The organism is Paraburkholderia sp. RAU2J, assembly GCF_003634845.1.
Taxonomy (GTDB): domain Bacteria; phylum Pseudomonadota; class Gammaproteobacteria; order Burkholderiales; family Burkholderiaceae; genus Paraburkholderia; species Paraburkholderia fynbosensis.
In genome coordinates this window covers 450,819-473,652 of record NZ_RBXG01000003.1, presented here as the reverse complement: position 1 = coordinate 473,652, position 22,834 = coordinate 450,819, and the positions used below count along the sequence as shown (strand labels likewise).

The window sequence follows — 22,834 nt, the reverse complement described above, 5'->3', positions numbered from 1 at the left end:
CGGCCATGCAGTCAACGCAAACGCGTGAACGGATCGTCGTCGGCATCTCGGGGGCGAGTGGGGCAGTCATCGGCGTGCGACTGCTCGCGGCCTTGCGCCGGCTCGGCACGGTCGAGACGCATCTGATCGTGTCGCCGTCGGGCGCCATTACCGCTGCGCAGGAGCTCGGTCTTACGCGTACGGACCTCGACGGCCTTGCCGACGTCGTCCACAACGTGCGCGACATCGGCGCGACGGTGGCGAGCGGTTCGTTTCTCACCGCGGGCATGGTGATCGCGCCGTGCTCGATGAAAACGCTGGCCAGCGTCGCCAACGGCTTCGCCGATAACCTGCTGACGCGCGCCGCGGACGTGATGCTCAAGGAGCGCCGTCGCCTCGTGCTCGTCGCGCGCGAAACGCCGCTCAATCTCGCGCACCTGCGCAACATGACGCTCGCCACCGAAATGGGCGCGATCGTGATGCCGCCGGTGCCCGCGTTCTATGCGCACCCTCAAACCGTCGACGACGTCGTCGATCACACGGTCGGCCGGATCATGGATCTGTTCGGCATCGAGCATCGCGAGATTGCGCGCCGCTGGAGCGGTCTTGCCAGCGAGTTCATCCGACGCGAGAACGACGATGGCGACGATGGCGACGACGCCCATGCAACCGCCAGGCGCGGGCAGGGAGGAACGAAATGAATCAGCGGGATACAGTTGCCGAACTGGTAGCGCAAGCACGCGCCGCTGGCGAACCCGAAACGTCCACTGAACGCCAGCGCCATGTGGGTCGCTCGATGGAACGCGTCGAGGATCCCGCGCTCCTGACCGGCCGCGGACGTTACGGCGACGATATCGGCGTGAAACCCGGCACGCTGCACGCCGCGGTGTTGCGCTCGCCGCACGCCCATGCGGAACTGCGCAGCATCGATACGGACGCTGCGCTGAAACTGGCCGGCGTGCGCGCCGTGCTTACGCGTGACGATCTGCCGGGTTGGTCGCGGCCGTTCGTGGTCGGCGTGAAGTCGCCGATGGAGCAGTGGGCGCTCGCGATGGATCGCGTGCGCTATGTCGGCGAACCGGTTGCCGTGGTGCTGGCCGAATCGCGTGCGCTCGCTGAAGACGCGCTCGATCTGATCAAGGTCGATTACCAGATGCTGCCGCCGGTGACGTCGATCGAAAACGCGATCGCCGACGATGCGCCCGTTCTGCATCCGAAGGTGGGCACGAACGTGATCAGCGATCGGCACTATCGCTATGGCGAACCCGAAGCGGCCTTCGAACGCGCGCCGCATCGCGTGACGATTGCTGCGCACTATCCGCGCAACACGTGTGCGCCGATCGAATGCGGCGTGGTGATCGCCGAGTATCTGTCCGGCGATGAAGGCTATGACGTCACGTCGAATTTCATGGGGCCGTTCTCGCTGCATGCGGTTATGTCGATGGCGCTGAACGTGCCGGCAAATCGTCTGCGGCACAAGGCGCCGCGCGATTCGGGCGGCAGCTTCGGCGTGAAACAGGCGGTGTTTCCGTATGTGGTGCTGATGTGCCTTGCGTCGCGCAAGGCCGGTGCACCGGTGAAATGGGTCGAGGATCGCCTCGAACATCTGAGCGCGGCCACGTCGGCCACCGCGCGCCTGACGACGCTCGAAGCCGCCGTCGAAGGGGACGGCCGCATTACCGCGCTCTCATACGATCAGATCGAGGACTGCGGCGGCTATCTTCGTGCGCCTGAGCCCGCAACGTTCTACCGGATGCACGGCTGCCTGACGGGCGCGTACGCGGTTCCGAATCTCGTCGTGCGCAACCGCGTGACGCTCACGAATAAAACGCCGACGGGCCTCGTCCGCGGTTTCGGTGGGCCGCAGGTGTATTTCGCCCTTGAACGTCTGATACAGCGCATCGCGATCGAACTGAAGCTCGATGTGCTCGACGTGTATCGCCGCAACTTTGTCGCCGCCAATGCGTTCCCGTATCGCGCCGCAGCGGGTGCGCTGCTCGATTCGGGCAACTATCAGGAAGCGCTGCGCCGCTCGCTCGCTGAGGGCGGCTACGACGAACTCGTCGCGCGTCGCGATGCTGCGCGCCGGGAAGGACGTCTGTACGGCATCGGCTTTGCGGCGATCGTTGAGCCTTCCGTGTCGAACATGGGCTACATCACGACCGTGATGCCCGCCGAGGCGCGCAAAAAAACCGGCCCGAAGAGCGGCGCAATTGCGAGCGCGACGGTCAGCGTCGATCTGCTCGGCGGCGTGGTCGTGACGGTTGCATCGACGCCGGCGGGGCAGGGACATATGACGGTCTGCGCGCAGGTCGTAGCCGATGTGCTTGGTCTGAATCCGCAGGACATTGTCGTCAACGTCGAGTTCGACACGCACAAGGACGCGTGGTCGGTTGCGGCCGGTAACTATTCGAGCCGGTTTGCCGGTGTGGTGGCCGGCACGGTGCATCTGGCAGCGATGCGTGTGCGCGACAAGGTGGCTCGCATCGTCGCGAAGCAATCGGCTTGTGCGCCCGAGGACATCTGTTTCGAAGATGGCCGCGTCTTTGCGAAGGGCAAGGAAGACCGCGCGATGCCGTTTGGCCGCGTCGCGAGCAATGCGCCGCACTGGGCGCCCGCGCTGTTGCCCGAAGGCGAAGAACCGGGCCTGCGCGAGACGGTGTTCTGGACGCCGCCGCACATGGACGCGCCCGATGAGCAGGATCGCATCAACACATCGGCGGCCTACGGTTTTGCGTTCGACATGTGCGGCGTAGAAGTGGAGCGCGCAACCGGCCGCGTGCGCATCGACCGCTATGTGACCGCGCATGACGCCGGCACGCTGCTCAATCCGGCACTCGCCGACGGCCAGATTCGCGGCGCGTTCGCGCAGGGCGTGGGCGCGGCACTGATGGAGGAGTTCCGCTACGGCGCAGACGGCAGTTTCCAGTCGGGCACGCTCGCCGACTACCTGATCCCGACCACCTGCGAAGCGCCTGACCCGGTGATCGTGCATCTGGAAACACCGTCGCCGTTCACGCCGCTCGGCGCGAAAGGGCTCGGCGAAGGCAACAACATGAGCACACCGCCGTGCATCGCAAATGCAGTGGCCGATGCACTCGGCGTGGACGATATCCGCTTGCCGCTCACGCCCGCGAAGGTGATGCACCTGATCGGTATCGACGATCCACCGCCTTCGCGTCCCGAGTTACTTGAAGCGGCAGCGGCCGCCGCGCCGAACAAGGCGCTTGCAGGCGGCAAGGCGCTGATGGCGCGCGGCGCTGTCGATCTCGACGCCACACCCGAAGCGATCTTTGCGGTGCTGATGGACCCGCAGGCGCTCGCGAAGGTCATGCCAGGCTGCCACGCGCTCGAAGCGACCGGACCGAACCAGTATCGCGCGGATGTGACGGTCGGTGTCGGCATGATCAAGGCGCGCTTCGAAGCGCGGATCGGGTTGTCGGATATCGATGCGCCGCATCGTCTGCGTCTGGCGGGCGCCGGCAATTCGCCGCTTGGCACAGCGCGTGGCGAAGGGCTCGTCGAACTGACGCCCACGGAGCACGGCACGCGGCTGTCGTACGACTATGAAGCGCAGGCGTCGGGCAAGGTTGCGGCAGTCGGCGCACGGATGCTCGAAGGCGCGGCGAAAGTCGTGCTGCGGCAACTGTTCGAATCGCTGGGCCGGCAGGCGTCGGGCAAACCCGTCGATCAAGGCCGTGCGCAAGGCTCGTGGCTCTCGCGCTTCCTCGCATTCTTCAGGAGCAGAACATGAAACCGGCGCCGTTCGATTATCTGCGCGCGACGAGTACGCAACATGCGCTCGAAGCGCTCGCGCATGGCGGCGAAGACGCACGCGTGCTGGCCGGCGGCCAGTCGCTGATGGCGGTGCTGAACATGCGCCTCGCGCAACCGCGCTGGCTCGTCGATATTTCCCGCACCGAGGAGCTGAATACGGTGCGTCTCGACAACGAGGCGGGGCAGCTCGTTGTCGGTGCGGCGGCGACGCAGGGCAGCGTCGAGTGGCGCCCGTCGCTGCGCGACGAAGTGCCGTTGCTCGCTCTCGCGTTTCCGCACATTTCCCACTTTCAGATCCGCAATCGCGGCACCGTGTGCGGCTCGATCGCTCACGCGGATCCGAGCGCCGAGTTGCCTCTCGCATTGGCAGCCCTCGGCGGCGATGTGCTGCTGCGCTCGACAAAGCGCAAGCGCGTGCTCGCCGCCGAGGACTTTTTTCAGGGGATGTTGATGACGGCGCGCGAGCCGGACGAACTCGTCGAGGCCGTGCGTTTTCCGCTGCAAAAGCCGGGCGAGCGTTACGGCTTCGCGGAATTCTCCGCCCGTCATGGCGATTTCGCCCTCGTGTCGTGCGCGGCGGTAGTGACGGATAACACGATCCGGCTGGCGGTGGGCGGCGTCGCCGACCGGCCGGTGGTGGAGCGCTGGCCGCATCTGCAGGGCGACGACCTGCGCACTGCATTGAACGATTTGAGCTGGAAGCTGGGCGCGCAGGACGACGCGCATGTCAGTGCGACGTATCGCCGGCATCTGGTCCGGCAACTGGGATGGCGCGTGATAGAGGAGGCAAAGTGAGCAAGACCCCGAAGGCCCCTGTTAATACCATGCCGCAGGGCATACAACCGCGCGGAGAACGGCGGCGAATCACCGTGACGCTCAACGGCCGGGAACGGAGCGGCTATTGCGAGCCGCGCGACCTGATGTCCGATTTTCTGCGGCACGAACTGGGCGCAACCGGCACGCACGTCGGATGCGAACACGGCGTGTGCGGCGCCTGCACGATTCACATCGACGGTGTGGCGGCCCGTTCGTGCCTGATGCTCGCGGTGCAGGCGGACGGCCGCCGCATCGAGACGGTAGAAGGCCTCGCGCCGGATCAGACGCTCGGCGACCTTCAGCAGGCGTTCCAGCGTCATCACGCGCTGCAGTGCGGCTTTTGCACCGCCGGCATTCTGATGTCGTGCGCCGACTATCTGAAGCGCGTGCCGGATCCGAACGAGGCGCAGGTGCGCGACATGCTGTCGGGCCATCTGTGCCGCTGTACAGGCTATACGCCGATCGTCGCCGCCGTGCTCGATGTGGCGGCGCGCCGGCGCCAGGCGCAGCAAGAGAAGGAGACGAGCGATGCTTGATCTTGGTAGAACCTTCCTGCAAAGCGTGGAGCGTAGCCCGAACGCGCTGGCGCTCGTCGATGGCGAACTGACGCTCACGTACGCGCAGTGGCACCGGATCATCCTGAACGTTGCGGACGGTCTGCGCGAACTCGGTCTCGCACGCGGCGACCGTCTGCTCGTTGCGCTGCAAAACCGCTGGGAAATGGCGACGCTGCATTGGGCGTGCCAGTTCGCCGGTGTGGCGATCGTGCCGCTGAACTGGCGTGCGAAAGCCGACGAGCTCGATTACTGTGTGGCCGATGCGGGCGTCAAAGCTATCGTGTACGAGCCGGTTTCCGCCGAAGCCGTCACGGACAGCGCCGCCGCGAAGACCGTTCCGCGCATTGCGCTGGACGATGCGGCGGGCGCGTCGATTTCGTTCGATGCACTGCTGGTCGAGCGTCGGCGCGAAGGCGCGGCTGCGGCCACCACGCAGGCCACCGCGGAAGACTACTCGCTGATCCTCTACACGTCCGGCACCACGGGCAAGGCGAAGGGCGTGCCGCGCCGGCATCGCCACGAGCGCGCCGCCGCGCTCGCGCACGTCGCACAGAACCTCTATCGCCACGGCGAACGTACGCTCGGCGTGATGCCGCTCTATCACACGATGGGCGTGCGCTCGCTGCTGTCGATGGCGCTCGTCGACGGGCTGTTCGTCTGCGTTCCCCGTTGGAGCGCGACCCTTGCGCTGGATTCGATCTGCACGTACCAGCTGACGTGCCTGTATCTGGTGCCCACGCTTTATCACGATCTGCTCGCCGCGCCGGAGTTCGCGCTCACCGACACAAGCTCGGTGACGAAGCTCGGCTTTGCCGGCGCGCCGATGAACGACGGTCTGCTGAAGCGTCTTTCGGCTGCTTTCCATCCGGAACTGTTTGTCAATCACTACGGCTCGTCCGAGGTGTACACGTTCAGTATCGGTCAGGACGCGACGCTGAAACCGGGCAGCGCGGGCCGCGCCGGCATCAATACGCGGCTGCGCGTCGTGAAGCTCGACGCGAAGTCGCCCGACGAACTCGCGCAAACCGGCGAAGAAGGACAGATCATCGCGGACCTGCTCGGCGACGAGTCGTTCGAAGGCTACTGGAATCGGCCCGACGCGAACGCGAAGTCGTTGCGCGACGGCTGGTATTTCACCGGCGACACCGGCTACTTCGATAACGACGGCGATCTCTACGTGTCGGGCCGCGTCGACGACATGATCATCAGCGGCGGCGAGAACATCTCGCCGGTCGATATTGAATCGGTGTTGTCGCTGCATCCGGCGGTGGACGAAGTGGCCGTCGCTGGCGTGAAAGACGAGCGCTGGGGGCAGCGTGTCGTCGCCTTCATCAAGCGCAGCGAATACGTCGAAGCCCAGACGCTCGATGACTTTTGCCGGGCTTCCGACCTCGTCAACTTCAAGCGCCCGCGCGAATACGTGTTTGTCGACGACATTCCGAAATCGCCGGTCGGCAAGATCCTGCGCCGCAAGCTTTCCGCGGGCGAGTACGAACCGGAGCACGGCTCCATACAACCTGAGAGAACCACGAAAGGAGTAACACATGACTGAGCTGACTCATCGCGGCCAGACGCTGCTGCAAGAGCTCGACGGCTTCTCGATCGAAATCGACGCTGCGCGTGAACGCGCCGATATCATCCTGCACCGCCCGCCGTTCAACGTGATCTCGATGCATGCACGCGACCAGCTGCGCGCCGCATTCGAAGTACTCGACGAGGACGACCGCGTACGCGTGATCGTGCTGCGTGCGAAAGGCGAGCACTTCTCGAGCGGCGGCGACATCAAGGGCTTTCTCGAAGCGTCGCCGGAACACGTGTCGAAGCTCGCGTGGAATGTCGCCGCGCCCGCACGGTGCTCGAAGCCGGTGATCGCGGCCAATCGCGGCTTCTGCTTCGGCGTCGGTTTCGAACTGTCGCTCGCCTGTGATTTTCGTATCGCGACCGACACCAGCTTCTACGCACTGCCGGAACAGAAGCTCGGCCAGATTCCGGGTTCGGGCGGCTCGGCGCGTCTGCAGAAGATGGTCGGCGTCGGGCGCACGAAGGACATCGTCATGCGCTCGCGCCGCATTCCGGGCAAGCAGGCGTACGACTGGGGCGTCGTGGTCGACTGCGTGGCCGATGCGGAGCTCGAAGCCGCGACCGATGCACTCGTCGATGAGTTGCGTGCCTTCTCGCCGCTCGCGCAACGCACCGCGAAGAAGCTGCTCAACGACACCGAAGACGCGCCGCTTTCGATCGCGATCGAACTGGAAGGACATTGCTATAGCCGGCTGCGCAGTTCGGACGATTTCCGTGAAGGCGTCGAAGCGTTTCATGGAAAACGCAAGCCCGTGTTTCGCGGTAGCTGACAGCAGCGCATGGATCAAGCCATTCAGGAGACAGGCATGGAGCGCGTAAGCGGGCGTTTCGATTATGTGATCGTCGGCGGCGGGTCGGCAGGATGCGTGCTCGCGCATCGGCTGTCGGCCGTGCCGTCGATGAGCGTCGCATTGATCGAGGCGGGCGCGGATACGCCGCCGGGCGCGGTGCCGGAGGCGATCCTCGACAGCTATCCGATGCCTGTTTTCTGCGGGGAGACGTGGATCTGGCCTGAGCTCAATGTGAAGGCCACGCCGAAGTCGGTGGCTAAAGTTTACGAGCAGGGCCGCGTGATGGGTGGCGGTTCGAGCATCAACGTGCAGTCGGCCAATCGCGGCCTGCCGCGCGACTACGACGACTGGGCCGCCAACGGTGCGACGGGCTGGGCGTGGGAGGACGTGCTGCCGTATTTCCGCAAGCTCGAGAGCGACCTCGACTTTCCATTTGGTCCGCTGCACGGAGGGGACGGGCCGGTGCCCATCCGCCGCATCATGCCGGAGCAGTGGCCGCCGTTTTGCAACGCGTTCGCCCACGGATTGCGCAGCAACGGCTTCGCGGCCTTGGAGGACCAGAACGCGCAGTTCAACGACGGCTATTTTCCCGGCGCGTTTTCGAATCGCGACGACCGGCGCGTATCGACCGCGGTCGCCTATCTCGATGCAGAAACGCGCAAGCGGCCTAACCTGCATATCTTTTCGAATCTGCGCGTCGAGCGCATCGTGATGGAAGGGGTGGCCGCACGCGGCGTGGTTGCCGTTTCGCCGCACGGCGAGCGACTGCGCTTCGAGGCGTGCGAAACGATCGTGTGCGCCGGCGCGTTGCAGTCGCCGGCACTGCTGATGCGCGCGGGCGTGGGCGACGCGAGCGAACTGCACGCACTCGACATTGAGTGTGTGCTCGATCTGCCGGGCGTCGGGCGGAATCTGCAGGACCATCCGTCGCTGACTTTCTGTCATTTTCTCAAGCCGCGCTTTCGCATGCCGCGCGCGCGGCGCCGCGCCAGCATGACGGCCGCGCGATTCACGTCGGGCGTCGCGGATTGCGAGGTGTCCGATCTGTATCTGTCGAGCGCGACACGCGCCGCATGGCATGAACTCGGTAACCGGCTGGGCCTGTTTTTCCTGTGGTGCAACCGTCCGTTCTCCCGTGGCCGCGTGCAGCTCGTCTCGAGCGATCCGTTCGCCGCGCCACAGGTCGATCTCAATCTGCTCGACGACGAGCGCGATGTCGCGCGGCTCGCCGCGGGCGTGCGCATGCTGGCGCGTGTGGTCGCGGCCTCGGGACTGAGCGAGGATCAACGCGACTTTTTCCCCGCCGCTTTTTCGCCGCGCGTGAAGGCGTTGAGCCGCATGACGAAAACCAATGCCGTGATCACGTCACTGCTGGGTCTGCTGCTCGATACACCCGCACCGATGCGTCGGGCGTTGATCGAACGCTTCTTCACGCGCGGCGTGCAGATGTCGGCGGTGCTCACAAACGAGAGCGCATTGAACGACTTTATTCGCGCGAACGTGTTCGGCGTCTGGCATGCGAGCGGTACTTGCCGGATGGGCGACGTGCGCGAGCGCAGCGCCGTGACAGATACCGAAGGGCGCGTACATGGCGCCCATGGGCTGCGGGTGGTCGATGCGTCGCTCATGCCGCGTCTGCCGTCGGCCAACACGAACATTCCCACCATCATGATCGCCGAGAAGATTGCCGACGCGATGCTTGGCAAGGCGCGGTTTGCGGCGCCAGACCAGCGCGGTTTGGCTCTCCCGACGTCATAACGACTTTCGTCAACGCAACAAGAGCGCGCCGTGCCTTTGACAAGGCCGAAGCGCGTCGCACATCGGGTGAGTTCGCATCTGGGCCAGCCCGGTATTAACCCTAGGAGATGGATGATGTCCGTTGCAGCGCAAAGTGGTGGCGCCGCCATGCCCGCAATCAACAGGCGGCAGGTGATGGGCGCAGTCGTGGCCTCGTGTCTGGGATGGGCACTCGATCTGTTCGATCTGTTCGTCCTGTTGTTCGTCGCACCGGTGGTCGGCCGGTTGTTCTTCCCCTCCGAACACGCGATGCTGTCGCTCGCCGCGGTATATGCGTCGTTCGCCGTCACGCTGCTGATGCGGCCGCTCGGATCCGCGTTGTTCGGTTCGTATGCGGACCGGCGCGGCCGCAAGGGCGCGATGATTCTCGCGGTGGTCGGCGTCGGTCTGTCGACGGCGGCGTTCGGTTTGCTGCCGACCGTTGCACAGGTGGGCGTGATCGCGCCGGTGCTCTTTCTGCTGCTGCGCCTCGTGCAGGGCGTATTCGTCGGCGGCGTGGTGGCGTCGACGCACACGATCGGCACGGAATCCGTCGCGCTGAAGTATCGCGGCGCGGTGTCGGGGCTGATCGGCGGCGGCGGGGCAGGCCTTGGCGCGCTGCTCGCTTCGCTGACGTATCTCGCGATGTCGTCGCTGTTTCCCGGCGACCTGTTCGACGTGTGGGGCTGGCGCTGCATGTTCTTCACCGGGATCATCAGCTCGGTGCTCGGACTCTTCGTCTTCAACAGCCTCGAAGAATCGCCGCTCTGGAAGAAGCTTGCCGCGGAAAAGGCCGCGCGTGCCGCCGCCGACAAGACGCGCAACGCGCCGGTCGAGGTGGTTCGCTCGCCGATCCGCACGCTGTTCTCGCGCGACTATCGTTCCATCCTGCTCGTCAACCTGCTGCTGACGATCGGCGGCGGCAGCGGTTATTACCTGACGTCGGGCTATCTGCCGACCTTCCTCAAGGTCGTCAACCACGCACCGAATGCGACGGCTGCTGCGATCCTTATGGTGTGCAGCGTGGCCGTGGTGATCGCGTCGGTCGCGGCCGGTCATCTGAGCACGTTCATCGGCCGCAAGCGGACGTTCATCCTGCTCGGCGCAATCCGTCTGTTTGCATTGCCCGCGCTGTTCCTGCTGCTGCCGACGGCGCAGACCATCACGATGGTCGGTGTCTACGCGGTCATCCTGAGTGCGCTCGGCAGCGCCGGTTATGCGCCGATTCTGATCTTCCTGAACGAGCGGTTTCCGACCGCGATCCGCGCGACCGGCACGGGTCTGTCGTGGAATATCGGCTTTGCGATCGGCGGGATGATGCCCACGCTCGTCTCGCTGGTCGCGAAGACGCCGCTCGATCTGCCGATGACGCTTGCCGTGTTCGTCGGCGCGATCAGCGTGATCTTTCTCGTCGGCGCGTTCGTCGTGCCGGAGACGCTCGGCAAGCTCGACAACACAGCGGTGCGGGATCCGTACTGATCGCGCGACCGCGCGCGATAGGCCGGCTTGCGTCGCGCCGTTCGCGACCCGCGGCGACGCGCGTAGCGACGTGCGCCAGCCGGCGCAAGGCCGCGCCAGCGAAGCGGCTCACGCCTGGTTGCCGTTGGCCGGATCGGGGTCCGCGATCTCGATCCCCGTTGTGACGCGGCGGATCTGGTCGGCGATGATGTCGATGAGCTCGGTCGCGGCAGGACCGATCGGCCGCTTCGGGTGGCTCACGCAAACGATGTAACGCACGATGCGCGGCGCCGAGATCGGTGTCGCGCGCAGCAGGCCGTCGTCGACCTTCCGCTGCACGACCACGCGCGGCATGATCGTCGCGATGCTGCTTTGTTCGACAAATTGCACGATTGTGGTCAGCAGGTCGATCTCGAACTGCGGCTTGATCACGATGTCGGCATTCAGCAGCGCGGCGTCGAGCACGCCGCGCAGGCCGTTGCGACGCGTCGGCAGCACGAGTTCGAGTTCCGTCAACGCGGATGCCGTCATGGTGTCGGGCAGCGCAGGGCCGTGTTCCGCGCTCGTGACGAGCACCATCTCTTCCACTACCAATGGAGACGTATCGAGCGACAGGCGCCCGCGAGGCCGGTTGATGATCGCCGCGTCGAGCCGTCCCGCTTCCACCGCGTCGATCAGTTGCGCGCTGAAACCATCGGCCACCGACACCTCGACATGCGGATAGAGCGCGTTGAATAGCGCGAGCGATTCCGGCAGGACGCTTTGCGCTTCCGACGCCACCATCCCGAGCGAGATACGCCCGGTCACGATCACATCGTGCCGGCTGAGCTGCTCGCGCGCGTGGTCGATGTCGCGCATGATCGGCAGGTAGAGGCGGTACATCTGCCGTGCGGCGTCGGTGGGCGTCATGCCATGCGGGCCGCGCTCAAAGAGCTGGCTGTTCAGTTCCGTTTCGAGCTTCGAGATCTGCATGCTGAGCGCGGGCTGCACGATATTGAGCCGCTTCGCGGCGCGCGTCACGGAGCCATCTTCGAACAGCGCGATGAAATACTGAATCTGCTTTAGATCCATGAGCCGGGAGGCGAGGGAGCGATGGCTAGACGTCGAGTGTAACGACATCGCAGTGTGGGGGTCAACGGCGAACCTGATTTCATCCTGAAGGAAGCACGCTGGTTCGTCGAGATACCTGAGCTCGAGAGTTGTCGACAGTCAGTCCTTGGCGGGCGGAATTCAGATGTTTCATATTCAGTTCGATTGACACGCGACTCGGCGGGCGCATCGATCCTGCTTCAGGCCAAAGATCACATCAATCGATTCCGCTGCAGTCGTGGCATCGGACGGCAGAACCGTGACTGCTGTTTCGCGGTTAATAATGGCTAGGCAGAAAAATCGGACGTGGTGGCACGGTCGTGCATGGTGCAATCAGCACCTTGAAAAGGGGTTCTTCGTCAAAGCAATCACGGGCGCAAGAAGCGATGTGCAATTCATCCGTTTTACCGTCGGGGAGCCGGGCGGTCGGAAGTCGCTTTCCGCGAGTTCCCACCCCGGCATTACCCAGATGCGAACACAGGCCAATGCCTCGTCACATCCTTTTGCAACGCGGGCGCCAGCGCACGCACAGAACAGTGACTGTCAGAGAATGACGTAGATCTTCCGCATCGTTTCGTCGACCTGCCACAGGCCTTCCGTATTGGCTTCGAAAAACAGCGTATCGCCGCCGCGAAAGTGGACGGTGGGTTGTCCGTCCGGGGTAAAGGACCCAGAGCCGCTCAGGAGATGCATCACTTCCGCCTGTTTGACCACGCGACGATAGGCGCCCGGAGAGCACTCGAACACACCGGTATCTACTGCCTCGCTGCCCGGAATCGCGTACCGCTTGCCCGCTACACGTACTGCCTCATTACCCGGAAGAGATGCGGTGCCCCAGTCTTCAAGTCCGAGTTCGCTGGCCTCTTTGATCTGCTGTACTTTCACGTTGCGTAGTCCTGTTTCTATTGAGTTGATCTTGCCGTGCGCGTGTCGATATCAGGGAACGCCATGTCAACAGGATATCCTTCGACACTCATTCCAGTCCGCCCTGGCAGAGATATTTGATCGACAGGTAATCGTCGAGGCCATACTTCGACCCTTCGCGGCCGTAGCCCGATTCCTTGACGCCGCCGAATGGCGCCGCTTCCGATGCAAGGGCCCCTTCATTGATCCCGACGATGCCGGCTTCAAGTGCGCGAGAAACGCGTTCGATACGGCGTAAATCCTGGCTGTAGAAATACGACGCGAGACCGAACGGCGTATCGTTCGATGCGTCGATGGCCTGCTGTTCGGTATCGAAACGGAACAGCGGAACGACCGGACCGAAGGTTTCCTCGCAGCACAGCGCCATCATCGAACCCGCGTCGCCGAGCACGGTTGGCGCGAAGTAGTTCGGGCCGAGTTCGGCCAGGCGTTTGCCGCCGCTCAATACAGTTGCGCCGTGTGCGACGGCATCCTCGACATGGCGCGCGATCTTGTCGACGGCACGCGCATTGATCATCGGGCCTATCTGCGACGCCGGATCGCTGGCGGGACCGACGCGCAACTCGGCAACGCGTGCGCACAGCATTTGCGCAAAGCGCTCGTAAACACCCGACTGCACATACACGCGGTTCGGGCACACGCAGGTCTGCCCACCATTGCGGAACTTGGCGGCGAGCAGGCCGGTGACCGCAGCATCGAGGTCGGCGTCGTCGAACACGATGAACGGTGCGTTGCCGCCGAGTTCTAGCGACAGCTTCTTCAGCGTACCCGCCGATTCACGGGCAAGGTGTTTGCCGACCGGCGTCGAACCGGTAAAGGTGATCTTGCGCACGCGCCCATCGGCGAGCCAGTCCGCCACTGCTTCGACCGTCGATTCCCGGGAGGCCGCAATCAGGTTCAGTACACCATTCGGCACACCGGCTTCGTGCGCGAGATGAACGAGTGCTAGCGCCGTGAGCGGTGTATCTTCGGCCGGCTTGGCGACGACCGTACACCCGGCCGCGAGCGCGGGGGCGATCTTGCGCGCGATCATTGCAAGCGGGAAATTCCACGGTGTAATGGCCGCGACGATGCCGATCGGCTCTCTCACCGCGCTCATCCGTTTGCCGCGCTGCTGCTGCGGAATCAGATCGCCGTAAATGCGCGTCGCTTCGTCGGCGAACCACGCGACGTACGATGCGCCATAAACGACCTCACCGCATGCTTCGGCGAACGGCTTGCCCTGTTCGAGCGAGATCAGCGCGCCAAGCGCGTCTAGATGTTCGCGTATCAGCGCGTGCCAGCGATGCAGCACGGCAGCACGCTCTTTCGGCAGACGTGCGCGCCATTCCGGTAGCGCGCGGGCGGCGGCATCGGTGGCGGCGCGTGCGTCGGATGCCCCGCTATCGGCGACGTCGACGATCAGCTTGCCGGTCGCGGGATTCGTGACGGCGAAGCGCCGGCCGCTTTGCGCGGGCACCCATTCACCGTCGATGAAATTGTCCGCGCGGATCAACGCGGCGGCCTGCTCTTCAAGTGTCATGATCGACTCCACTTTTAATGACGCTATCAATCAATCGATGGATGCTGCGCCGACACGTTGCGCGAGTTGCGCGGCGACCGCGATCCCGACTTCGCTCGTCGATGCCTTGCCACCGAGATCACCCGTGTGCGGCCCTTCCTTGAGCACCTGCACGATGGCTTCGAGCATCGCATCGTGCGCGGCGCGCTCGGCACCTTCACCGTTGCCGAGGAAATCGAGCATCATCGCCGCCGACCAGATCATCGCGACAGGATTGGCGATGCCTTGTCCGGCGATATCCGGCGCGGACCCATGCACCGGTTCGAACAGTGAGGGAAACGTGCGTTCCGGATTCAGATTGCCCGACGGCGCGATGCCGATCGTGCCGGTGCAGGCGGGACCGAGATCCGACAGGATGTCTCCGAAGAGATTGGACGCAACGACCACATCGAAGCGATCGGGGCTCAACACGAAACGCGCACAGAGGATGTCGATATGCTGTTTGTCCCACGCGACATCGGGATAGCGCGCGGCCATCTCGGCGGCGCGTGCGTCCCACCACGGCATGCTGATCGAAATGCCGTTGCTCTTGGTTGCGACCGTGATTTTTTTCTCGCGACGCGCGGCCAGATCGAACGCGAACTTCAGCACGCGATCGGTGCCATGACGCGAGAAAATCGCTTGCTGCATGACGATTTCGCGTTCCGTGCCTTCGTACATCGTGCCGCCTACCGACGAATATTCGCCTTCGGTATTCTCCCGCACGATCATGAAATCGATGTCGCCGGGTTGGCGGCCCGCGAGCGGCGACGGCACGCCGTCGAACAGGCGGGCAGGGCGCAGATTGATGTACTGATCGAACTCGCGGCGGAATTTAAGCAGCGAGCCCCAAAGGGAAATGTGGTCGGGCACCTTGTCGGGCCAACCCACTGCGCCGAACAGGATCGCATCGCAGCCTTCGAGTTGCGCCTTCCAGTCGTCAGGCATCATCTGGCCGTGTTGCGCGTAGTAATCGCAACTTGCCCATTCGATATGTTGATAGTCGATCTTGATACCAAAGCGCTGGCATGCCACATCGAGCACGCGCAGGCCTTCGGGCATCACTTCTACACCGATGCCGTCGCCGGGAATGACGGCAACGCGATAACTGCGGGTCATAGCGAATTTCTCCTCATTGAGCGCGCACATCAGGCACGCGCTGAGCGACGAGACTCATTCTATGTGGGGGTTCACCGCATAAAAATCTGCATTTGACCCACAGACGCAGCATGCATTCCGAAAAACGCACGCGAACAGAATGCAGCGCCAAACCGCCTGTCGCGGGCTGCATCGAAAGAGGCTGGAATGGAGCGGAAAGGAGCAGAAAAAAGCGGGGCGCGCATTGAACACTCAGAAAGAGTGCTTAATGCTGATTCGGCGAGAAGAGCGTTTCGAGCGGGTAATGCGTCTTGATGAAGGGCGTCTTGATGATCACGTAGCTGAAGTACTTCTCGATGCCGATATCGCGTTCGAGCAGCCCTTCGACAATGCTCTGATAGTGACCGACGCTGCGCGTGACGAACTTCAGCAGGTAGTCGTAACCACCGCTTGCCAGATGACATTCGACGATTTCGTCGATGTCGCGGATCGCGGCTACGAACTTGATGAAGTCTTCGCGGCGGTGATCTGCAAGGGTGACTTCGGTGAAGACGATCTGCACGTCGCCGAGCTTTTCGAGTTGGATCTGCGCGCCGTAACCGACGATATAACCGGCCTTTTCCAGCCGCTTGACGCGGATCAGACACGGACTCGGTGACAGTCCCACTGCGTCGGCAAGCTCGACGTTCGTAATACGGCCTTTCTTCTGCAGTTGCGAAAGAATACGCAGATCAATCCGGTCGAGTTTGCAGTCGCTGCTCATGGCTTAAAATTTTGTCTAACGATCGAAGGTTGTTCCGATCGGGCAGGGCGATGTTATCACGAAGTTATGCGGCTGCGCGGCTTGCCCCGCGAAGCGCGGCGCGGACTTCCGCCTCATTCAGCACGTCGTCGAGCGTCTGTTTCAAACGTTCGAACATCAGCGCAAATTCGGCCTCGGTATAGCAGAGCGCGGGTGCAAAGCCGAGAATGTTGTCGCCGAATGCACGGAACACGAGGCGGTTGCGATACGCGGCTGTCGCGATGCGCTCCGACAGCTTCAGCCCCGCATCGAACCCTTGCTTGCTGTCCTTGTCCGATACGAGTTCGAGCGCGCCGAGCAGCCCGCGATGCCGCGAATCGCCGACCAGGGGATGCTCCAGCAGCGCGTCGAGACCCGCGGCGAACTGCGGTGCCATGGCCTGGCCGTTCGCGAGCAGCCCGCCTTCGTGATAGAGGCGCATGACTTCAAGTCCGATCGCCGCACTCACCGGATGCGCCGAATACGTGTGACCATGACCGACGACCGCGGTGTTGCCGACGTCGCCGGCAATCCCCTGATAAATCGCGTCCGACATCAAGACCGCGCCCATCGGCGCGTAGCCCGCAGTCAGGCCCTTCGCGACGGTCATCAGATCGGGTTCGACCTGTTCGCCCTGACATGCAAACAGCGGCCCGGTGCGGCCGAAGCCGGTAATGACTTCATCGGCGACGAACAGGATGTCGAGACGGCGGCACGCATCACGCATGGCCTTGAGCCAGCCAACCGGCGGCACGATCACGCCGCCCGATCCCTGAATCGGTTCGCAGAAGAACGCGGCGACGTTATCCGCGCCGAGCGCGGCAACCTTCGCTTCGAGCGCTGCCACGGACGACGCGATCAGCGCCTGCGAGTCGCTGCCATTCGGTTGACGGTAAGCATAAGGCGACGGCAAATGGTGCTGATGTGGCAGCGGCAAATCGAAGTGCCGATGGAACGCGGGCAAAGCCGTCAAGCCGGCGCCGACCGACGACGAGCCGTGGTAGCCGCGTTGCAGCGCGATCATGTGCTTCTTGGTCGGGCGGCCGGTTGCATTGAAGTAATGCGTGATGAAACGGATCGCCGAGTCGACCGCATCCGAGCCACCGAGCGTGAAGTACACATGCTGCAGTGAAGCCGGTGCGAGCGAGACGAGCCTTTCGGCCAGCTGGATCGCCGGCTCCGAAGCGAAGTGGAAATAGCTGGTCGCGTAGGGCAGGCGAGCCATCTGTTCGGAGGCTGCCTTGACGATGCTTTCCTGGCCATAGCCGGTATTGACGCACCAGAGCCCGGAGAACGCGTCGAGCAACTCGTTTCCGTCGATATCGCGCAGGTAAGCGCCATGTCCGGATTCGAGCACGGTGACGCCGCGCGCTTCATGCGCGCGGTAGTTGATGACGGGGTGGATCAGATGCTTGCGGTCGGCTTCGATGAGCGATTGATTCGACATGTTGGGTATCTCGTCGCGGGGTGGACTGTTGACCAATCCATACTACCCATTCACCCCTATTGGCCGCGTCGTCAAAAAAAGTTTGAAAAAGCGCAGGCGTCGCGTTTTGAACCCCGTGCGCAGCATTTTCTGCTGCATGCGTTTAAAAGCCTTGCCTGTACGACGTCGCTTCGACGGCGCTTCAATAGCGCGCGTTTTCGCCGCGACTCGCTCGCCGACACTCAATAGCCGCGCGTGCGATCGATCGTGCCCCGCATCGGGCCGCCTGCGCGATGGCGGCGCAGATTGTCGAGCACGGCATCGACCGCGGTATCGGGCTGCGTCGCGCTCGCGACGTGCGGCGTGATGCGCACGCGCGGGTGATCCCACAGCGGATGACTGACCGGCAGAGGTTCCGGATCGGTAACGTCGAGCACGGCGTTGCGCAACTGGCCGCGCTCGAGCGCATCGAGCAGATCGGTCGTCACGAGTTGCGGGCCGCGTCCGGCATGAACCAGCGACGCCCCCATCGGCAATGCATCGAACACGCGTTTGCCGAGCAGGCCGCGCGTCGCGTCGGTGAGCGGCAGCAGGCAGACCAGCACGTCGGTCCGCGCGAGAAACGCATCGAGCGTCGCTTCGCCAGCAAAGCATTGCACGCCTTCAATCTCGCGCGGCGACCGGCTCCATCCCGCGCAGGCAAAGCCGAACAGGCGCAGCCGCTCCAGTACGGCCGTGCCGAGCATGCCGAGCCCGAATATGCCAACCCGGCGCGTCGCGGCAGTGCGCACCGGCAGCGGCTTCCAGACGCGCTCGCGCTGCTGGAGCGCATAGTCGAACAGATCGCGATGAACGGCCAGCACGGCTTCGCTCACATATTCGACCATGCCGTCGACGATTCCCGGCTCGATCATCCGCACGACCGGCAGATGCTCGGGCACGCGCGTCAGGTCGAACTGATCGACGCCCGCCCCCACCGAGAACACGATCTCGAGATTCGGTAGCGTTTGCGCGAGATCGTCCGGTTGCCATGCGGCGAGATAGCGGATGGCGGCTGGATCGCCGACATCGGGCCAGATACGGAACGGCAGTTCCGGCGCGAGCTGCGCAAAGCGCGCGGCCCATTGTGCGCCGCGAACCGGATCGGCTTTATAGAGGAAGGCCATCTGCGTACCGTGCCTACATCATGGCCTGGTTGATGATGCCGAACTGACGGAGGCGGTCGTCTGGCGGGCCTTCGTGGCGGGCTGGATCATCATTGCGGACCATCTTCACCACGGTATCGACACGCGGGATGCCGAGCCCAATGAGCCAGTCGGTCAGCCCGCTACCGGCTGGCACGTCGATGCGGATGAACGCGCCTTCGTTGAGCGCCAGCCAGTGGTGGATCAGCGCCTTGGCGCGGCTCGAATCCGGGGAATCGACCGCGATCACGGGTCCGATCGCATAGCCGCGGCCGAAGCGCCGGAACAGCGAGAAGCCGAGCAGTTCGCCATCACGATCGAGCGCAATGCCATCCGCACTTTGCCGCAGCGCAGACAGCACGGCGTCGCGGTCGAGCCCGCTCGCACGCGCTGCCAGCGCAATCAGTCGCGGCGTGTCGTTGATGCCGAGCGGGCGTAACCGCTCGCCGGCGGGCAGCGACACGAGCGGCGGCTGAAACACCGCGCCTTGATGCTGGTCGAGTGCGCCACATGTCCGGAAGCCGAGCTTCTCGTAGAGTGGCTTACCCGCCGATGTGGCGTGCAGAAAGGTGACGCGGCTGCCGGTTTCTTCGAGGATCAGTTGCATCAGCTTCGCGCCGATGCCATGTCCCTGGTGTTCCGGCGACACGATCACCATGCCGAGCGTCGCGCGATCGGCGCCGAACTTCCAGCACAGCGCCGTGCCGATCACGACACCGGCCTGCTCTGCGACGAAGCCGCCGCCGGCATCGGCGGCAAAGCGCCAGTCTTCGGGGCGGTGTGGCCAGCTCACGGCCGTCGACAGGCCATGGGCGGCGGGAATGTCGTCAGGGGTAAAGCGTCGGTAGGTCAGCGACCCACTTTCCGATGATCCAGGCACGGCGAACTCCTTCATGTGACGTCACGCTTTCCCGCGACTGTCGCATGTCGTCTGTGTGCTTGATAGGACGATCTTTCTATGTTGCCGCGTTGACGGTCCCAGCACGTCCACACGATGCGAAACAGCTGTCCAGCCAGCCTGGACGAGCGGATTGTGCTGAATTGGCATTTTTGTCGGCGGCATATATCAGTCGTGTGACTTTACGATGGATGTCAGGACGCAGCCACGCCGCGCTGCAAGGCCCGTCGCAGGCGATGCCGGCACGGAGTGCGTGCTGCGCTGCACGGCAAATCATGCTGCGCGACGCGCTGAAAACCACCGAATCGAATGGTTGAAACGTCCCGAATGCGACAACAGCCCCTTTTTTGGGATGCTTAAATCGAGTTGACGCTGCCGGGTTCCAATCCAGCGGAAGTCGTGCTGTTGCAACAGATCGGTGCTGAAGCGCGTCCAGCGGCCCGCGCTGCGGGTACCGTGATCAGATCCAACCTTGTCATTGTTAGGAGCAGTTCGCATGAAGGACGACGAAGTCAAAAATGGTTTCAGCCGCCGCGACATGATGCGTGTGCTGGCTGCGGGGAGCATGCTCGCGACCGGCGCGGGAGGACTGCTGGCGAGTGCAAAATCGGCGTTGGCTGCGAGCGCACCGGCGCCTGTGCCGAAGAAAGGTGGCAAGATTCGCGTGGCTTATGACGCGGGCTCGACGGCCGACACGCTCGATCCCGCGAAAGGCTCGACGGGTTCGGACTACATCCGCTATTTCATGTTCTACAGCGGCCTCACGCAGCTTGACGAAAGCCTGACGCCGCAGATGAACCTCGCCGAAGCGCTCGACACGCACGACGCCAAGGTCTGGGTCATCAAGCTGCGCAAGGGCGCGACCTTCCACGACGGCAAAGCGCTCGCGCCGGCGGACGTGGTGTATTCGCTAAACCGCCACAAGAATGCAGCGACGGCATCGAAGGTGAAAACGCTGGCCGATCAGTTCGCCGAGATCAAGGCGACCGGCCCGAACGAAGTGACCTTGACGCTGACAAACCCCAATGCGGATCTGCCTGTGATCCTCGCGACGCCGCAGTTCGTGATCGTCAAGGACGGCACCACTGATTTCACGACGGCTGTCGGTACCGGTCCCTACAAGGTCAAGACCTTCAAGCCGGGTGTTACAACCATCGGGGTTCGCAACGACAGCTACTTCAAGCCGGGTTTGCCGCATCTCGACCAGGTCGAGATGATCGCGATCAGCGACAACGCCGCACGCGTGAATGCGCTGCTGTCGGGCGACGTGCATCTGATCAACTCCGTCGATCCGCGCTCCACGCAGCGCATCGCGTCGACGCCGGGTTATGCGGTGAAGGAAACCAAGTCGGGTCTCTATACCGATCTGATCATGCGCCGCGACAATCCGCTCGTCGGCAACCCCGATTTCGTGCAGGGCATGAAGTATCTGTTCGATCGCGACCAGATCCGTTCGGCCGTGTTCCGTGGCTACGCCGTGATCGGCAACGATCAGCCGATTCCGCCGACCCATCGTTATTTCAACGCGTCACTGCCGCAGCGCCACTTCGATCTCGACAAGGCAAAGTTCCATCTGCAGAAGGCTGGTGCGCTCGGTCCGGCATTGCCACCGATCTACGCGACCGCCGATGCGAACGGCTCGATCGAAATGGCCGAACTGATTCAGCAGAGCGGTGCCAAGATCGGCGCGAACATCACCATCAACCGCGTGCCCACTGACGGTTACTGGTCGAATCACTGGATGAAGCATCCGTTGGGGTTTGGCAGCGTGAATCCGCGTTCGAGCGCCGATGTGCTGTTCACGCAGTTCTTCAAGTCGGATGCAGCGTGGAACGAGTCGGGCTGGAACAATCCGAAGTTCGATCAATTGCTGCTGTCGGCGCGTTCGGAAACCGACGATGCGAAGCGCAAGCAGATGTACGGCGACATGCAGGTGATTGTCGCGGATCAAGGCGGTATCGGCATCCCTGCGTTCATCAGCCTGCTCGATGCGTACGACCAGCATCTGCAGGGGCTCGGCTCGATCCCGAGTGGCGCGATGATGGGCTTCTCGTTCGCTGAGCACGTGTGGTGGAACGCCTGATTGAGTGTAGTCGTAGCACGCAGCAAATCTGACCCGCGCGCCGCGTGCGCCGGGTCAGTCCGGCGCCCCCCACGCGCCGGTTCCGGCAGGTGTCATTTTCAGGAGATCTGGACGATGAACCAGAACATAGTCGCACTGATAGTCCGACGCATCGCGGTGACTGCGCTCACGCTGCTGATCGTGTCCGTCATCATCTTCGCGATCACGAACCTGCTGCCGGGCGACGCCGCGCAAGCCGCGCTCGGTCAGTCCGCGACCCCCGAAACCGTCGCGGCGCTGCGCCTGCAGTTTGGCCTCGATCAACCCGCTTATCTGCGCTACGTGCACTGGCTGGCAGGTCTCATGCGCGGCAACTTTGGCGTCTCGCTGTCGAACAATCTGCCGGTCTCGGAACTGATCGAAGGCCGTCTGCCGAAATCGCTGACACTCGCGGCGATCACGACGGCGGTCTCGGTGCCGTTCGCGGTCTCGTTCGGCATTCTCGCGGCGGTCAATCGTAATTCGCTGATCGACCGCATCGTGAGTCTGACCACGCTGTCGCTCGTCGCGACGCCGGAATTTTTGATTGCGACGATCGCGGTGCTGATTTTCGCGGTGAAGCTGCACTGGCTGTCTGCACTGTCGTACGGCGGCGAAATCGATGACTTCAACCAGTTCCTGCGTGCGTACGCGATGCCGGTGCTGACGCTGTGCGCGGTCGTGATCGCGCAAATGGCGCGCATGACACGCGCAGCGGTGATCGAACAACTGGGGTCGTCCTATGTGGAAATGGCGGTGCTCAAGGGCGCGAGCCCGGCGCGTGTAGTGCTACGCCATGCGCTGCCGAACGCGATCGGTCCGATCGCCAACGCGATTGCGCTGAGCCTGTCGTATCTGCTGGGCGGCGTGATCGTCGTCGAAACCATCTTCAACTATCCGGGCCTCGCGAGCCTGATGGTCGATGCGGTCAGCAACCGTGACTTTCCCCTGGTGCAGGCCTGCACGCTACTGTTCTGCCTCGGCTATCTGGTGCTGGTGCTGCTGGCCGACCTGTGCGCGATCGTCTCGAACCCGAGGCTGCGGACATGAACTCCAAC

At 63.6% G+C, this 22,834-nt stretch carries 18 protein-coding genes; 10 read left to right on the top strand and 8 right to left on the bottom strand.

Features of this window, described 5'->3' with window-relative positions; all coding sequences use genetic code 11:
- Positions 1–5: 5 nt before the first annotated feature.
- The 8 genes from B0G69_RS33585 to B0G69_RS33550 all read left to right on the top strand — a co-directional run bounded on the left by B0G69_RS33585 (position 6) and on the right by B0G69_RS33550 (position 10,756).
- Complete coding sequence (locus tag B0G69_RS33585; protein WP_121324446.1) at positions 6–680, top strand: UbiX family flavin prenyltransferase; 675 nt, start codon at positions 6–8, stop codon at positions 678–680.
- Positions 677–3,733, top strand: a complete 3,057-nt coding sequence (locus B0G69_RS33580) for a molybdopterin cofactor-binding domain-containing protein (RefSeq protein WP_121324445.1) — start codon at positions 677–679, stop codon at positions 3,731–3,733. Before B0G69_RS33585 ends, B0G69_RS33580 begins: the two co-directional genes overlap by 4 nt.
- Entirely contained in the window at positions 3,730–4,551 is an 822-nt protein-coding gene (locus B0G69_RS33575; RefSeq protein WP_121324444.1) for an FAD binding domain-containing protein, read from the top strand. Before B0G69_RS33580 ends, B0G69_RS33575 begins: the two co-directional genes overlap by 4 nt.
- A 29-nt stretch (positions 4,552–4,580) precedes the next feature.
- Positions 4,581–5,108, top strand: coding sequence for a (2Fe-2S)-binding protein (locus tag B0G69_RS33570; protein WP_121324443.1), 528 nt, complete (start codon positions 4,581–4,583; stop codon positions 5,106–5,108).
- The gene (locus tag B0G69_RS33565) at positions 5,101–6,681 is read left to right on the top strand and encodes an AMP-binding protein (protein ID WP_121324442.1); all 1,581 of its coding nucleotides are present in this window, start codon (positions 5,101–5,103) and stop codon (positions 6,679–6,681) included. Before B0G69_RS33570 ends, B0G69_RS33565 begins: the two co-directional genes overlap by 8 nt.
- Complete coding sequence (locus B0G69_RS33560) at positions 6,674–7,480, top strand: enoyl-CoA hydratase-related protein (RefSeq protein ID WP_121324441.1); 807 nt, start codon at positions 6,674–6,676, stop codon at positions 7,478–7,480. Before B0G69_RS33565 ends, B0G69_RS33560 begins: the two co-directional genes overlap by 8 nt.
- Before the next feature lie 9 nt (positions 7,481–7,489).
- The gene (locus B0G69_RS33555) at positions 7,490–9,259 is read left to right on the top strand and encodes a GMC family oxidoreductase N-terminal domain-containing protein (RefSeq protein ID WP_241991603.1); all 1,770 of its coding nucleotides are present in this window, start codon (positions 7,490–7,492) and stop codon (positions 9,257–9,259) included.
- Between the two features lie 114 nt (positions 9,260–9,373).
- Positions 9,374–10,756 carry an MFS transporter gene (locus B0G69_RS33550; RefSeq protein WP_121324439.1) on the top strand — a complete coding sequence of 461 codons (1,383 nt, stop codon included), beginning with the start codon at positions 9,374–9,376 and terminating at the stop codon, positions 10,754–10,756.
- Between the two features lie 108 nt (positions 10,757–10,864).
- Here the strand turns inward: B0G69_RS33550 and B0G69_RS33545 are convergent, their stop codons facing one another.
- From B0G69_RS33545 to B0G69_RS33510, 8 genes are all read right to left on the bottom strand, one after another.
- On the bottom strand, positions 10,865–11,806 hold the full coding sequence (locus B0G69_RS33545; protein ID WP_121324438.1) for a LysR family transcriptional regulator: 942 nt from the start codon (positions 11,804–11,806) through the stop codon (positions 10,865–10,867).
- Positions 11,807–12,367: 561 nt separating this feature from the next.
- A complete protein-coding gene (locus B0G69_RS33540; protein WP_121324437.1) occupies positions 12,368–12,709 on the bottom strand; it encodes a cupin domain-containing protein in 342 nt (113 codons plus the stop codon).
- Between the two features lie 88 nt (positions 12,710–12,797).
- Positions 12,798–14,270: an NAD-dependent succinate-semialdehyde dehydrogenase gene (locus B0G69_RS33535; protein ID WP_121324436.1), complete on the bottom strand. Its 1,473-nt coding sequence runs from the start codon at positions 14,268–14,270 to the stop codon at positions 12,798–12,800.
- A gap of 30 nt (positions 14,271–14,300) precedes the next feature.
- The gene (locus tag B0G69_RS33530; protein WP_121325085.1) at positions 14,301–15,407 is read right to left on the bottom strand and encodes a tartrate dehydrogenase; all 1,107 of its coding nucleotides are present in this window, start codon (positions 15,405–15,407) and stop codon (positions 14,301–14,303) included.
- A gap of 244 nt (positions 15,408–15,651) precedes the next feature.
- A complete protein-coding gene (locus B0G69_RS33525; RefSeq protein WP_121324435.1) occupies positions 15,652–16,149 on the bottom strand; it encodes a winged helix-turn-helix transcriptional regulator in 498 nt (165 codons plus the stop codon).
- A 64-nt stretch (positions 16,150–16,213) separates the two neighbouring features.
- Positions 16,214–17,614 (bottom strand): aspartate aminotransferase family protein, encoded by a 1,401-nt coding sequence (locus tag B0G69_RS33520; protein ID WP_121324434.1) that lies wholly within the window; start codon positions 17,612–17,614, stop codon positions 16,214–16,216.
- Positions 17,615–17,835: 221 nt separating this feature from the next.
- A complete protein-coding gene (locus B0G69_RS33515) occupies positions 17,836–18,759 on the bottom strand; it encodes a glyoxylate/hydroxypyruvate reductase A (RefSeq protein WP_121324433.1) in 924 nt (307 codons plus the stop codon).
- Between the two features lie 13 nt (positions 18,760–18,772).
- Positions 18,773–19,657 (bottom strand): GNAT family N-acetyltransferase, encoded by an 885-nt coding sequence (locus B0G69_RS33510; RefSeq protein ID WP_241991602.1) that lies wholly within the window; start codon positions 19,655–19,657, stop codon positions 18,773–18,775.
- Positions 19,658–20,171: 514 nt separating this feature from the next.
- Between B0G69_RS33510 and B0G69_RS33505 the strand changes: the two genes are divergently transcribed.
- Both B0G69_RS33505 and B0G69_RS33500 read left to right on the top strand, forming a co-directional pair.
- Complete coding sequence (locus B0G69_RS33505; protein WP_121324431.1) at positions 20,172–21,758, top strand: ABC transporter substrate-binding protein; 1,587 nt, start codon at positions 20,172–20,174, stop codon at positions 21,756–21,758.
- 114 nt (positions 21,759–21,872) lie between these two features.
- Entirely contained in the window at positions 21,873–22,826 is a 954-nt protein-coding gene (locus B0G69_RS33500) for an ABC transporter permease (protein ID WP_121324430.1), read from the top strand.
- The last annotated feature ends 8 nt before the right edge of the window (positions 22,827–22,834 follow it).